The 14,792-nt window shown below is 42.9% G+C and carries 12 protein-coding genes; 6 read left to right on the forward strand and 6 right to left on the reverse strand.

Going from position 1 to position 14,792, the window contains the following annotated elements; all coding sequences use genetic code 11:
- Positions 1-6: 6 nt before the first annotated feature.
- Together D8791_RS06630 and D8791_RS06635 are read left to right on the forward strand one after the other, a co-directional pair.
- Positions 7-525 (forward strand): DNA topology modulation protein, encoded by a 519-nt coding sequence (locus tag D8791_RS06630; RefSeq protein WP_125446829.1) that lies wholly within the window; start codon positions 7-9, stop codon positions 523-525.
- 301 nt (positions 526-826) lie between these two features.
- Positions 827-1,555, forward strand: coding sequence for a TraX family protein (locus tag D8791_RS06635; protein WP_005590134.1), 729 nt, complete (start codon positions 827-829; stop codon positions 1,553-1,555).
- A 279-nt stretch (positions 1,556-1,834) separates the two neighbouring features.
- On the opposite strand, the gene yaaA is transcribed toward D8791_RS06635, so the two are convergent.
- Positions 1,835-2,563, reverse strand: coding sequence for a peroxide stress protein YaaA (gene yaaA, locus D8791_RS06640; protein WP_125381762.1), 729 nt, complete (start codon positions 2,561-2,563; stop codon positions 1,835-1,837).
- A gap of 170 nt (positions 2,564-2,733) precedes the next feature.
- Between yaaA and D8791_RS06645 the strand changes: the two genes are divergently transcribed.
- The 3 genes from D8791_RS06645 (at position 2,734) to D8791_RS06655 (ending at position 4,759) form a co-directional block, all read left to right on the forward strand.
- Positions 2,734-3,180, forward strand: a complete 447-nt coding sequence (locus D8791_RS06645; RefSeq protein ID WP_125446831.1) for a DUF1836 domain-containing protein — start codon at positions 2,734-2,736, stop codon at positions 3,178-3,180.
- The gene (gene trhA, locus D8791_RS06650) at positions 3,164-3,811 is read left to right on the forward strand and encodes a PAQR family membrane homeostasis protein TrhA (protein ID WP_125446833.1); all 648 of its coding nucleotides are present in this window, start codon (positions 3,164-3,166) and stop codon (positions 3,809-3,811) included. The genes D8791_RS06645 and trhA overlap by 17 nt, the downstream gene beginning before the upstream one ends.
- A gap of 189 nt (positions 3,812-4,000) precedes the next feature.
- Positions 4,001-4,759: a CPBP family intramembrane glutamic endopeptidase gene (locus D8791_RS06655; RefSeq protein WP_125446835.1), complete on the forward strand. Its 759-nt coding sequence runs from the start codon at positions 4,001-4,003 to the stop codon at positions 4,757-4,759.
- A gap of 120 nt (positions 4,760-4,879) precedes the next feature.
- Here D8791_RS06655 and D8791_RS06660 read toward each other — a convergent pair whose 3' ends face one another.
- The 4 genes from D8791_RS06660 to D8791_RS06675 all read right to left on the reverse strand — a co-directional run bounded on the left by D8791_RS06660 (position 4,880) and on the right by D8791_RS06675 (position 12,137).
- On the reverse strand, positions 4,880-6,520 hold the full coding sequence (locus D8791_RS06660; protein WP_125446838.1) for a hypothetical protein: 1,641 nt from the start codon (positions 6,518-6,520) through the stop codon (positions 4,880-4,882).
- Positions 6,510-7,253 (reverse strand): ABC transporter ATP-binding protein, encoded by a 744-nt coding sequence (locus D8791_RS06665; RefSeq protein ID WP_125446840.1) that lies wholly within the window; start codon positions 7,251-7,253, stop codon positions 6,510-6,512. The genes D8791_RS06660 and D8791_RS06665 overlap by 11 nt, the downstream gene beginning before the upstream one ends.
- Before the next feature lie 110 nt (positions 7,254-7,363).
- A complete protein-coding gene (locus D8791_RS06670) occupies positions 7,364-8,977 on the reverse strand; it encodes a M20/M25/M40 family metallo-hydrolase (protein WP_125446842.1) in 1,614 nt (537 codons plus the stop codon).
- Positions 8,978-9,101: 124 nt separating this feature from the next.
- Entirely contained in the window at positions 9,102-12,137 is a 3,036-nt protein-coding gene (locus D8791_RS06675) for a CocE/NonD family hydrolase (protein WP_125446844.1), read from the reverse strand.
- Positions 12,138-12,316: 179 nt separating this feature from the next.
- Between D8791_RS06675 and D8791_RS06680 the strand changes: the two genes are divergently transcribed.
- On the forward strand, positions 12,317-13,765 hold the full coding sequence (locus tag D8791_RS06680; RefSeq protein WP_125446846.1) for an alpha-amylase: 1,449 nt from the start codon (positions 12,317-12,319) through the stop codon (positions 13,763-13,765).
- A gap of 71 nt (positions 13,766-13,836) precedes the next feature.
- Here D8791_RS06680 and D8791_RS06685 read toward each other — a convergent pair whose 3' ends face one another.
- Complete coding sequence (locus tag D8791_RS06685) at positions 13,837-14,751, reverse strand: alpha/beta fold hydrolase (RefSeq protein ID WP_260473513.1); 915 nt, start codon at positions 14,749-14,751, stop codon at positions 13,837-13,839.
- Between the last annotated feature and the right edge of the window lie 41 nt (positions 14,752-14,792).

The following is a 14,792-nucleotide window of genomic DNA, read 5'->3' on the forward strand; positions in this document are numbered from 1 at the left end:
ATGTATATGAAGATTGCTATCATCGGCTACTCAGGCTCTGGCAAGTCAACCTTAGCCCAGCAGTTAGGCCACTTTCACCATATTCCTGTGCTTCATCTGGACACGATTCGGTTTGAAGAAAACTGGCAGACTCGTAGTCAAGACCAAGTCAAGGCTGATTTAGCGGATTTCCTCAAGCGAGAACAATCCTGGGTCATCGATGGCAACTACTCTTTTGCCTACTTTGAGGAGCGCATGGCGCAGGCTGATCAGATTATCTTTATGAACTTTTCTCGCTGGAACTGCCTCTATCGCGCCTTCAATCGCTACCTCAAATATCGAAATCAGGTGCGAGAGAGTATGGCTTCTGGCTGTACTGAAAAACTGGATTGGGAATTCATCCGCTGGATCCTTTGGGATGGTCGGACAAGAGAGACTAAAAATCTCTATCAAAAAGTTCGCCAGACCTATCCTAAGAAATTCATCGAATTGCAGAATCAAAAGCAATTATCAGACTATGTAAAAGAATCTGGGACAAAAGTCTAACCTTAAATATAAAAAGCGAACAAAACGGAGTTATCTGACACTCAGAATTCTGTCTTGTTCACTTTTTTGTCTAATCTATCAATTTTAAAAATTTATAATAAAGAATCCCTAAAATCAAAATCTTTTTGTCCCAGCCTCGTTCAGTCTTATTTGTCAAGAAAAATCAGAAGTATTCATCGATGAGGTAAAAAGGTGAAATTCCAACTTACAAAATTGTAAGAAAAATGAGAGAAATGTAAGCTAAAGAAATGGAAAGAAGAAACTCTTTCTTGTATCATAGGAAAGGAAAAAGGAGTATCCTATGAAAAAAATGATTGACAATAGCAGTTTGAAACTGCTTGCTATGCTTGCAATGCTGATTGACCATATCGCCTGGGTATCTTTTCCACTGGCTACCAATATGAATATTCTCTCTCCTAACTGGCTGGCCAATAGTATGCACATAATAGGCCGCCTGGCTTTTCCAGTCTTTGCCTTTTGTATTGCAGAAGGCTATCGGCACAGTCATGATGTGAGCAAGTACATGAGACGATTGGGGCTGCTGGCTCTTATCAGTATCATCCCTTTCTCTCTGATGGGCTGGGTTACTGGTCTTGGCTTTATCATGCAAAATACGGTTGTTACTCTCTTTTTGGGGCTCTGTGCTCTTTATTACAGTGATCAGCAAACAGCAACCTGGAGAAAAGTTCTAATTATTCTACTCTGTTTTACTCTGTCCATTATCGCTGACGGCGGACTGACGGGAGGAGTTTTTGGTATCTATTCCTTTGCAAAGATTAAAGACCCAATCTTCCGAAAAATTGGCGGTGTCTTGGCATTGAACAGTGTGCAAATCCTAATTTTGGCCTTCAATTTCTCCTATGATGGTCTGGCTGATCTGGCTGCCACCTGTCTTCTGTTTCTCCTCGTGACCTCTTTCTACAACGGTCAAAAAGGGGCCAATATTGGAAAAGTATTTTACTGGTTTTATCCCCTTCATTTGCTCGCCCTGTCTCTGTTTCGAATTGCCTTTCTCTTATTTCTAATGTAGTTAATGAATGTATTAAAAGTTGCAGTAGAATACCTGTTAAGTTAATTTTTCTTTTGGTAAGTCTAAATAATAGAGTAAAAGAGTCTGGGACAATAGTCTCTTTGCTACAAAAAAGAGTTTGGGACAAAAATATTTCAATTTTTAAAAATCTTAATTATTAAGCCCTTCAAATCTACAATTAAATGCGAAAAGCGAACAAAGTAGAATTCTGATTACCAGAAAACTAGTTTTGTTCGCTTTCTATATTTGAGGTCGGACTTTTGTCCCAGCCTCCTTTTCTTATTCTTCTTTTACAAAAACCAATTCTTTAGCATCTGAAAGATCTGCTCGATAGGTAAAACCTGCAAAAGAAACCTGTTTTATTTGGTCAAGATGATCGGCCTGAGCTTCCATCAAAGCAGTCAAAAACTGCCCACGCGCCTTTTTGGAAATGGTAGAATGACTTTTGAGTTTGCCAGCCTTTTCCTCTAAGAATTTAAAACGAAGCATCTTCTCTCTGACGGATTTATCAAAAACATCCTCAAATTCACTGGACAAGAGAGAAAGCAGCATATCTTCGTCCGCTACTGCTTTTGTATACTCTTCCCGCCAAAATTTTTTCAGCGTTTGACCATTTGGCTTCAGCCCCACCAAAAAGTCCAGCCGATGAGGGGCAATCGGACTCAAGGCAGGAATGACCCCATATAGACTAGACGTTAACAGCAAATGCTCTTGAATGTAGGATTCCTCCTCTTGTGTCCAATCTTTTCGCTTGATATTGCGATACATGAGCCCATCAAATAAATGCAAGGCTGGATAGGTCTCCGCTTCATTTTTGCTCAGATTTTGAATTCGCTGGTATTCTATTTCAGCCATTTGCGGACTGATTTTGTATAATTTTTCCAGCTCCTTGGCTGAGTGTTTTAATAGCTCTTCTATTATGATTTTGCTGTTCGGCGTCAACTGGGAGCGCCCCAGCGAGCTCTGATTTTCATTCATTTCTTTGGCGGTCGGAATTAAAATCTTCATATTTTCCCTTTCTCATCTTGGATTCAGAGTCCATTTTCCTGTTTTCCTTACTCATGATTATAGCAAATTTTGGACAAATTGGATTTATTCTTGACTTTAATTTTCAAAAATGATATTATCTAGTTATCGAAACTAGATAATAGAAAGTTTAAAATTTGGAAACGAAAAATATGTTCCCGAGATGGGATGAATTACCTGTTATTGACCTGTATCTTGACCAAGTCCTGCTCTATGTCAACAAGGTCTGTAAGCCAGCCTTTACCGCATCTGACAAATGCTTGACGGCATCCATGATCAATAATTATGTCAAGCATGCCTACCTTGAAAAGCCTCTAAAGAAAAAATACAATCGCCAGCAAGTTGCCCGCTTGATTGCCATTACAAGTTTGAAAACTGTTTTTTCTATTCAAGATATTGCGGCTACTTTAGATATGCTCAACGCTGAGACCCAGTCTGAAGAGCTTTACAATGACTTTGTAGATTATATGAACGGACGGAAGCTTGAAGTGACGCCCATCATTGCCAGTGCTTGTCAGACCTTAAAACTCTACCAGCAAACCCTTGCTTTTATCCAAGTACCCGAAAAGGAGGTCGATAACGATGAACTACGCGCTTAAACTCAGTAAACAACTCTCTTTTGGAGAAGAGATTGCCAATGCTGTCACCCATGCCATCGGAGCTGTTTTGATGCTGATTCTTCTGCCCATCTCTGCTATTTACAGTTATGAAGAGCATGGTCTCGTTTCTGCTGTTGGCACTTCTATCTTTGTCATAAGCCTTTTTCTTATGTTTCTTTCTTCTACCATTTACCACTCCATGTCCTATGGCTCTACCCACAAATATATCCTGCGGATTATTGACCACTCCATGATCTACATCGCTATCGCAGGCAGCTATACTCCCGTCGTCCTTTCACTCATGAATGACTGGCGGGGCTATCTGATTATTGCGATTCAGTGGGGCACGACCATCTTCGGTATTCTCTACAAAATCTTTGCCAAGAAGGTTAATGAGAAATTCAGCCTGGCTCTCTATCTAATTATGGGCTGGCTAGTGATTTTTATCATTCCGCAAATCATCGGACAAACTGGACCAGTGTTTTGGGGACTTATGCTAGCAGGCGGTCTTTGCTACACAGTCGGTGCTGGTTTTTATGCCAAAAAGAAGCCCTACTTCCACATGATTTGGCACCTCTTCATCCTAGCCGCTTCTGCTCTCCAGTACCTAGCAATTGTTTATTTCATGTAAAACTGCTTTTCAAGCAGTTTTTTCTATAGCATAAGGCAGCTCTTCAACCAAGCCTTCAACAGGTCTGCACTAACCACCTCTCAAAAGTAAGAGCTTTGAAATAATATAAATTTAAGCTTTCCCTGCTAAGATAAGGATAGAAAAGATGATCTCTGGCATTTAAATCAGCCAGTTATGGAAGGGAAATGAATGACTATTTTATCAAAAATCCGGCCATCACAGCCTCTGAAAGAACTGAAATGGTTTGACATTCTTGTGATTACTCTGCTCATGTTTGGTCAGTTCATCTACACATCAACCGAACTTTATCTAGCTAGCTTTGCAACAACAGCGACGACAGCGGCAACTGAAACGGTCAGCAATACAGCTAGCGAAGGCGCAGCATTCTCAAGCAATTTCAATCTTCAGCTCCTGATGCTGGTCTTGACCATTCTATACCTATTGCTTCGGCGCTTCGACTTTAAGCAGCTTCCTATCCGTCTGAGCTGGTCAGTTCTCCTTTGGACTCCTCTTATTTTTGTAGTGGTAGGGTTCTTTGGTGACATTGTGACGACACTGAGTGGCGAGTATAATTACTTTGATTCAACCCTCTGGTCCTATATAGATTTACTGGAAATCTTCCGGAAATTTGCTGATCTGACACCAATGGCCATCCTCTACGGACTGCTCAATGGCTTCTATGAAGAATTCTTCTTTCTGGGTCTTATGACCTCGGTCAAGGATAAGTATAAGTGGTGGGCGCTGGCCTATTCTACCATCATTCGGATTTCTTTCCATACTTATCAAGGAATGCTCTGGGCCTTGGTTATCGGAGTGGTCTATGGACTCTTTTACTATTTCCTTTACAAGTACAAGGTCAAGAACCTCCTTCCTTTCTTTCTCATGCACGCCTTGGCGGATATGTTTGGCTCCAGCTTAATGTATGTCTTGATTAACTGGCGTTCTTAAAAGGATAAAAATCAGCTGACATACAGTTTATATCGGAAAACTATAAAATAAATCGCAACTAAAAAGCTTAGAAGTAGGTAATCAAATCACCATGCTACTAAGCTTTTTTATTATTGTCAATTAGGAATTGAAACTAGCAATTTCGCTATCAAGTCTTTTCATATAGTAGCGATAGATCAGATAAGAAACAAGTCCACAAATCAAAATCAGCAGAACTGAAAGGAGATAGAGAACTGCGAGAGTCAGGAAGTATGAAATCGCATAGAGAACGCCAATCACGATCATCACTCCAATGGTAAAGGCTAGTGCCAATAGGGTCTTACCCATACTGTTATCTCGACTCATCAGCTCGTTGACATTGGACCAGTTGGTCACCAGATGCTTATAATCCCGATGATAGCCCCAAGCGCTCCAAGCTAGACTGGCCATAAACCAAACCAGCAGCATAACGAGAAACGTCACCAAATGAACATGAAAGATAAGACTAGTCACCAAAAGAAGAATCACTGGTAGAATGGACTGAATAGCAAAGAGATACCAAAATTTGAGACGAACGTATTTTCTTAGCTCAAAAGGTAAGACCTTCAGATAATCAAAATTTTCCCGCTCCAAGGATAAACCAATAGAGGTCAGATTATTCCCGCCCGAATTGAGGGTAGCGATAAACATAGATAGGAAGCTAAGCGGAAGTAAAAATCGCGGAATCAAGAACGGGCTAACATCTAGATCTGCTTTGACTGCCCCCATGGCCATACTAAAAATGATGATATAAGGAATCAGTGCCGACATAAAGAGAGCCTGCAAGATGACCGAACCTTCACTCAGCAGCCGAATGTGATAGCGCCAGACGAACTTCTTAAAATTCTTGGCCTCATCCATATTGATATCGTGCACTCGCTCACGTTTGCCACTTGCTGCACCTGTCATCAAGGCTGCTTCATAAAATTCTGGTATGACCTTGAACTTAACCACCAAAAAGAGTAGAACCCCCACGGCAAGCCAAGCTAGAATCCCTAAAATTGCAGACAAGCTAAGAGGATTGATGATAAAGTCGTAAAAGGCTACAACGGGCGGGAAATAAGGTGTGGCTATTGTATTGCTGGCGATACTACGACTGTTCATTTGATTGATAAAGATATAGAGTCCTACCGAACCAAGGGAAACCAGCCCTAGAATCACATTGGATAGAATAGTCTTATACTTTCTAAAGAAAGCTGTCTTGGTGATAAAGTGCACCAAAATCAAAATGATAAAGGTTATAACCGAGCTTAAAATGACAATCGAAATCAAGGCCATAGGCAGACCGACTAAAGGATTTCCGCCTTGAAGACCTAGCACGATGAAATAGCTATACATGGGCAGAATCGCAATCAAGAGAGTCAGGACAACAGAGATGCTCTTTCCGACAATGATTTCTGATTCACTAAAGGCATAGGGCCGATAGGACTGCAAGTCCTTACTTTCATAGAAGACATTATAGAAAACGAGGAAGCCCTGCGACATGGAGAATACAGCAAATATGGAGACCATATTGGCAAAATGTCCCGGATTGCCCACCATGTGATTGAAGGCACTCATGATACCAAAGAAGAACAGGTAGACCAACCCCAAAATCAAGTACATTCGAATAGCCTGCAGGGAGACATTGACTTTTACCTCTGGATTTTTTTCCTGCTTCTTGCGGTATTGCTGCAACTGCGAAGCTTGGATAGCATAGAGAATATTGATATCAACTAATTTTTTAATCGCTTTAAGGCGCATCTGAACTCACCTCTTCTCTGCGGCCAGCCAGACCTAGATAGATGGTTTCGAGGGACTGGTCTGGATGCTGGGCTTTTAGGTCTTCAACCGTTCCGTAGAATATCAGCTCTCCTTTTTTGAGAATGGCAATCTTGTCGCATAGCTGCTCAGCCACTTCTAACACGTGGGTTGAAAACAGAACTGTATTTCCCTTGTTAGCATGCTCGCGCATCATCTGCTTGAGATCAAAAGCTGCCTGAGGATCCAAGCCTGTCAAAGGCTCATCCAAGACCCAGATATCTGGATCGGACAAAAGGGCACCAATGACAAAGACCTTCTGACGCATACCGTGTGAAAACGACTCAATTACTTCATAGCGATGGCTAGCAAAGTCAAAGATAGCCAGCAATTCACCCAAACGAGCTTCTACTTCTGCCGTGGTCATATCGTAGGAAGTCGCCACTAGCTCCCAAAACTCATTGGCTGTCAGGCGCAAGAAAAGATCAGGAGAATCAGCTACATAGCCGATTTTTTTCTTGATTTCTAGGCGATTACTGGATAGCTCTTTGCCGTCCACAAAAATTTGTCCCTGGGTCGGATTAATGACGCTGACCAAGGATTTAATGGTCGTTGACTTACCCGCTCCATTGTGACCGATCAGACCGACAATCTCACCGCTTTCCAAGGTCAGATTCAGATGGTTAAGCGCCAGCTTGCCATCATAGTCTTTTGTAACATTTCTAAATTCAATCATGGGAATCTCCTTTGCTATGTTTTGAGGTTATTATACTATCCCAAAAGTCATTTGTCTAGAAACTAGCGAAAAAGTTCGGATTTTGCTTTGAAACAAGGAAGAACCATCCTTTAAACCTTGAAAGATTGAGCATTCTCCAGCAAATAGAGCAAGAAATTGGGAATGGTTTCCAACATGTCCTGTTCATAGACACGCTCAGTCAGCTGATGCAAATCCTTGCCCCATGGACCGAGATTGATACCGGGGATATGATTGGCTGCAATTTCTGGGAAATCCAGATGATAGAGATTCTCAGGTACAGGCATACTGGCAATCAGGTCTTGGTATTCAGCGGCAGGCTTCTCTAAGGCACAGTAACTAAGGTCACAGATTCCCATGAAAAATTCGTCCACTTGGAGTTGACAGCTGGCTTCCTTGTCCAGATAATCTTGATAGAGTTGAACGACCTCATCAATCCTAATCGGACTGTCCGACAGACGACGACAATTCATGGATGGATAGTAAGGTGGCGCGATCGCTAAGACAACCAAAGCTTCCTTACGGTCGTAGAAATCTAACACTTTCTGGATATTTTGAATACTGATTTCCTGATAAGAAGCGCCCTCTTGCAGAGCCTGCTGGGCTTCTTCATAAATTTTCTCCAAAGTGGCTTCAAAACCGATTTTTTCTTGGCATTCTTGCAGTAATTCTTGATAGGTCAGCACGCGCGGTTTCGGTACAAGCTTGCTTTCTTGATAAACCTTCTGCAACTGACAGTAGTTTTGATAAAAGTCCTCCACTGCTTCCTGACTGAGATTCTTTATGGTCGCCAGCAGCTCACTTGGACTCTTTTCTAGATAAAGGACGCTGAAATAGCCTGCAGCACGAAGCACAGTTGACACATCATAATTTTCCTTCAAATCGCGCAGATAAGACCAAGATGGCAAGGGCGAGCGTTCTCCGTAGGCCATGTCGGATAGAGCCGGATTGAGGTCAATTTTTTCAGCAACCTTGGCCAGCAAGGACAGGGCATTGACCCCCTTGAGTGGCTCTTTCATGTGCGAAAGGATGCCCTGAGTCACGACAACTGGCATCAACTTGCCGACTGTTCCTATATGAAGAACCTTTTCCTCCGCTGACTGGCTTTCAAAAGGCTCAGAATCCACAGCCAGAAGGTAATGAAGTTGGAAGCGCTCCTTCAATTCAGCAAGCAAGGCTGTCGCTGCCCGCATTCCTTGGGAATAGGACTCCTCATCTCCGACCGACAGATAGAGCAAATTGACCTGACTAGACTGTATCTGACTGTATCTTTCCACCACTCCCAGCTGCAAGGCCAGAGCCGCTTTCATGTCGCAAGAGCCCCGACCGAACTGCCATTTGTCCGACGCAATATCCGCTAAAAGATCTGAATCTGAAGAAATGGAGGGTAATTTTTCTTTTAGAGCCTGATTATCAAAAGCCCAGTCTTTGAGACTGCCAAAATCCTCAATATCCACTGTATCATGATGATGAAAAATAATCACGGTGTCAGCCGTATCTCGCTTGACCAGAGCCCAGTTGACACTACGGTTATAAAAATCATTTGGAATCTGATAGCAGCCAAACAGCTCAGGATGTTCCTGAAAATAAGGAATCTCCCCTATCCGCTCCTGAAGAAATGCTTCAATCTTCCGCTCAGAACTAGTATGGGTAAAACTTTCAATCGCCATACTTTGGTCAAAAATATCTTGAATATACTGTTTCATTCTTTCTACCTCTATATTGCTGGCACTTCTGACTTGCAAGCCAAGTCCAGCTGAAAGACGATAAGGCAAAAGCAGCCAATCTTTACCTAGTCAGGAATGTTTGGCTGCTTTTATCTTGTAATGGCTAACGATGAGAATATTTCTTAGCGAGGCCAGACATGCTGAATGTGCTGACAAGAAGCACCAATCCTAGATAGAACATTCCTTTTTCTGAATGGCTTCCAGTTTTTGGCAAGGAAGCTGGAGCTTGTTGAACAGCTACCTGCTCCACCTGAGACGCTTCTGGTTGACTAGCTAATTGCTGCAACTGAAGCACCGCTTTCTGACTGCCTAATTGCTGCACATGGTCAGTCACACCTTTCTCATCTTCTTTACGTCCAACCCTCGAATCGACTGACGGAGCTTCTTGTTGTGGCTCCTGTCTATCAAAGATATATTCTGGAACTTCTCTGATTTCTGGTGCAACTAGCTTTTTACCAAGAATTTCAGGTAAGTTAGCATATTCCGTATCAAAGGCACTTGCTACATAATCAGCTTTTTGAGAACGACTAGCTTCCACAGTCGGTACTAGCGCACTAATAGAATCCGTCTTGAAAGTCACCGCATACTGACGCTTAATCGTCAGGTCGCTAGGATCATAAGTATTGAAGACTAGAGCCAGCTTGTGGCCTTTTTTCACCGTGTAAAGATTCGGCTGCAAATACATGGTATAATCATGGAATTGGCCAACTTTTGGCTTAATACTTTTTTCTGAACTAGACGGTATATAGCCTGATTCTGGATTGGCTAAGTTTAGCCAGCCCTTAGCAATGACCTTGTATTTTGTTTTGGTTGTCGCAAAGTTTTTAACATCCAGATTGTTGAGAGTGCTACCCATCCAGAAGTCACCAGCCTTGCTGTCATCACTAGCAGCACCATTTCCAACAACATCAAACTCTTGGTCTGACACATCTACCAGGAGCGCATTGACCTGCAGATTTCTGCCACTGCCCTTAGCCAAAGCGGCCTTGAAGTGAACCGGAATATGGCCTTTGATAGTCGTATCTTCTTTGACTTCTGTCATAAAGGTCATGTTAGCCTTAGAAGATCCTTGACTGACAGTTTCATCTCGCTTGCTAGTGTCAATCCCAGCAGCCGCATAGTCACTGGAAATGGTTTCTTCTAGACGTTTGGACTTAGCTGTCAAAATCAAACGATTAGTGCTTTTCCAATTGTCATAGCTCGTCCATTTATTTGGATCGTAGTTGTTTTGTGCCAAAACAGCAGGAAGCTTGCTAACATCGTTCTTGACATCGTAAAGATAATGAGAGAACCAAGTATTGAGCAAGTCGTAGAAATCTTGATTGTTGGCTTTGATACCATAACCTCGAGAGATAGCTGCTGGATGGACATGGTCTCCTTGGTGGAGGTAGAGTTTTACGTTTTGTCCCGCTTTTTTCAAGACATCGTACATGAGCTCAAACTGTTTGGTTTTGACATTGTCATCATTTAAGCCATGTACCAGCAGGGCGCTAGTCTTTATCTTTCCTGAATTTAGGGTATAATCGCGTTCCCGCCAAACTTGGCTATAATTGCGACCGTGAGCTTTTTGGTCCTTGTTTAGCTGATTGATGTAGTCAGCATACTTGTTCCAGATTGAAGCCCAATCGTCTTGGTCGAGCATCCGAGTAGAAACGTAGAGTGACAGCCAAGACAGATCACTGTATGGCGGATTGCTGTAGGCTGTTCCTTGACTATTAAAATAATCATACCAGCTAGCAATTCCTGCGGCTGGAACGATGGTTCTCAGGCCTTCTACACCTGTTGTTGCCACACCGAAAGTTGTCGTACCGGCCCAAGATAGGCCAGTCATGCCGACTTTGCCATTGGCCCAGTCAGCCTTGATTTCAATATTGCTAGTTCTGTCCGTGTAGGCTGTTCGTTTACCGTTGATCCATTCGACAATATTTTTAAAGGCTTCTACTTCCAAATCAGATCCAGTTGTATTGAAGCCTTCTGAGCCTTTAGTTCCCAGACCAGCACTGGAAACAAAGGCATAGCCGCGCACTAGGAAATAATCATACCAGTTCAAATTCTCGTAATCATAAATCCCTTCATAAGGACTATAATAGTACCAATCTGACGCTTTGGCCTTCTTTGCCGCATCAATACTGCTCATGCTAGAAACCGGTTGGCGCTTAGCGGGCTTATTGTGCAAACTCTTCATATCATAAGAACCGTTTGTCGGCAGATTGAGGCTTTCTAAGGTTACATAGTTTTCATCCAAAGTCCCTGCGACGTAAGGACGAGCTTCTAAAATTGTCGAAGCCTTAAAATCACCTTGGGCTACTGCTTTCGGAAGTTGTACGATAGCCTTGACGAGGTCACGCTTTCCGTCCCCATCCGTGTCATGATCCGTCTCAACATAGACAGGAAAACGAACGATATCACTTTTCTCGTATGAATAGTCTTTATCTTCCTTAGCTCCACTGCTGTATGGGAAAATTGGCTGCGCCCGACCATTCAAAAAGAGCGGTGCTTTCTTTTCAGCACGATAGGCATCATGCAGGCGCTTGGCAACTGCATACATAGTCTGCAGATTGCTTCCCTGTACACTGGCTGTCAAATCAGCCTCTTTGTCAATCATTCCCATGCTCTTGGCTAGATTCACCCTATCTTGAGCACTGGTGCCTAGCTGAGATTCATTGACGGCTGCCCATTTCAGTAGCTCATCGACTGCTTCTTGTAGGGTCAATTCCTTATCAGCCAAGGCTAGATTTGAAAGGCTTCCAGTATAAGCAGACAGGTCTTGGCCTTTGGCAGTAGCAGGCACAGCAGAAGGCACTAAGCTAGCATCTTGAGCCAAAGCTAAAGGTGGCGACTCCAATGATGAAGCAGACTTTTCAGAGTCCACAACTGATTTTTCAGCAGTGACCGATTCCTCTTCTTGCTTTTCTGGTCTTTCAGTAGCCGACGATTCCTTGCTTTCAACCTCTAAAACTGCTGGTTGCTGGACTGAAGACACCGGTTCAGACGGCTTTGCAATAGCTTCTGTTTGAAGAATTTCCTTGCTTTCGACATTCGCCTGACTCGCCTCATCGGCTTGAACAACCCGGCCTAGGACCAAAGGTGCAAATAACGAGACTGATAAGAGTAACCTCACTAGTCCTCTCTTTTTCATAAAGAACCCCTTTCTTTTTATAAATTTTATTACTTGTCCATTATACTATGTAAGCGTTTCAATTTCAATGCTAGTTTTGGCTTATCATCAAAAAATATAAAATTAACTTGTATAAACGTTTGTATCATCATTCTTCTTTTGGTAAAATAGACCCATCCCAAGAATGTGAGGTATCTCGTATGGAAAATCAAACATTAATGCAATATTTTGAATGGTACTTACCAAATGATGGACAACATTGGAATCGCTTGGCGGAGGATGCTCCTCATCTAGCATCAAAAGGCATCCGCAAGGTTTGGATGCCACCAGCTTTCAAAGCAACAGGCTCAAATGATGTCGGCTATGGAGTTTATGATCTCTTCGACCTAGGTGAGTTTGACCAAAAAGGAACCGTCCGCACCAAATATGGTTTTAAGGAAGACTACCTAAAAGCTATCCAAACTCTCAAAGCCAATGGCATTGAACCCATGGCTGATGTAGTCCTCAATCACAAAGCAGCTGCGGACTACAAGGAGCGTTTTACTGTCGTTGAAGTGGATCCTAACGACCGAACTAAGGTCTTGTCAGAACCTTTCGAAATCAAAGGCTGGACTAAATTTGTCTTCCCAGGCCGCAATAAAACCTACAATGACTTTGAATGGCATTGGTACCACTTTACCGGTACAGACTATGATGCCAAAAACAACAAGTCAGGCATTTTCCTTATCCAAGGAGACAATAAAGGCTGGGCGGATGATGAGCTTGTGGACAATGAAAACGGCAACTATGACTATCTCATGTATGCTGATATTGACTTCAAGCATCCAGAGGTTATTCAAAACCTCTACGACTGGGTTTACTGGTTTATCGAAACAACAGGCGTTCAAGGATTTCGTTTAGATGCTGTCAAGCACATTGACTCCTTCTTTATGAGAAATTTTATCCGCGATATAACTGCAAAATACGGTGAGGATTTCTATGTTTTTGGGGAATTTTGGAACAGCGATGAGACAGCTAATAACGACTATCTAAAAAATATTGAATACCGCTTTGATCTTGTTGACGTCAAGCTCCACCATAATTTCTTTGACGCCAGCATAGCTGGGGCAGACTTTGACCTACGGACGATTTTTGATCAGACGCTTGCCAAGAATCATCCTGAATCAGCTGTGACCTTCGTGGACAATCACGACACCCAGCGAGGTCAAGCTCTGGAGTCCACCGTCGAAGAATGGTTCAAGCCAGCAGCCTATGCTCTCATCCTGCTACGAGAAGAAGGGCTGCCTTGCGTCTTTTATGGCGACTACTATGGTATTAGTGGGGAATTTGCCCAGGACAGCTTCCAAAACGTACTGGACAAGCTTTTGGATATTCGCCTCAACCTAGCTTACGGTGAGCAGACTGACTACTTTGACGATGCCAACTGTATCGGCTGGACTCGTCAAGGCAAGGACGGTGAGCAGCCAATCGCTGTCCTTGTCAGCAATGACCAAGCCAGCAGCAAACGTATGCTGGTCGGTTCAGAATGGGCAGGTAGAGAATTCAGCGATTATCTGGGCAATAGTTCTCAAATCGTGACCATTGACGAAGAAGGCTGGGGAGAATTTCCAGTGGAGGAAAAGTCAGTCAGTGTCTGGTCTGTAAAATAATCTGTATATTCAAAAACGAGAGGGAATCTTTCCTTCTCGTTTTTCTAGTATTCAAGCTCATATAAAACTTGCTATTTTAAAAATTGCTTTATTTTTTCTGCCAACTCATCACTGGCGTAATCATGCACATAGTGAGGGCAGTCCAATAGAATCAGCTCTGTCTGTGGATGCTGCGCTGCAAAATCCTTCTGGAAACCCTGCCACTCTTCCTGACTGTAGCCAGTCCCTTGGCCATTTGAAGAAAAGAGCAAGATCGGTAGTTCAGGAAGCTTTTCTCTAGAAACTGCCTCAGCATTTTGCTTGACCTGAGTGACCTCTTCATAAACAGCATTTGACAATGGACGACGATAAAACAGCGCTTTATATACCTGCTTTTCTTTTGCTGTCAAATCACCAGACGCAATAGCGGGAACCTGCTTGTCAGCATCATAAAATATCCGACTTAAGCCTAGATTAGCAGCCACTTGTAAGCCTTTATAAACCCATGGATAGAGGTTCAAATCGTTGTAAGAACTTGGCAAGGCCATATCCAGTCCTATAATGCCTTGGACTTCTTCTGGATATGTTGCAACCCAATGAAGCGCTTCTAGCCCAGCCATAGAGTGTGCTACCAAAGTATATGGGCCTGTGATTTCAACCTTTTTTAAAGCCTGCCTCGTCTGGGCAAGTACCGTGTCAATATCTCTGCTATCCCCTTGGCTGTCATCACTGAAACCATAGCCTAAGCGTTCAACAATAACAACCCGATAGTCTTTTTCCAATTTAGAATAGAGGGTCTTAAAGTCAAGAATAGGCGACGTTGTGCCACCACCCGCCAAAAAGACCAGCGTCTGCTCTCCCTGACCAGTTACATAGACATTCATATTCTTGCCGTCTACTTGAACCTGGCGACCTGCGGGTTTATCCAGCAATTTCTGCTCTTTAGTCAGGCAGATTCGATGATAAGTAAAGATTAAGACCAGAGCACTTATGATTGTAAAAAGCAAACACAGAAAGAATTTCTTCAAATACCTGAACATCATAACTT

Source organism: Streptococcus cristatus, assembly GCF_003943515.1.
Lineage (GTDB): Bacteria > Bacillota > Bacilli > Lactobacillales > Streptococcaceae > Streptococcus > Streptococcus cristatus_D.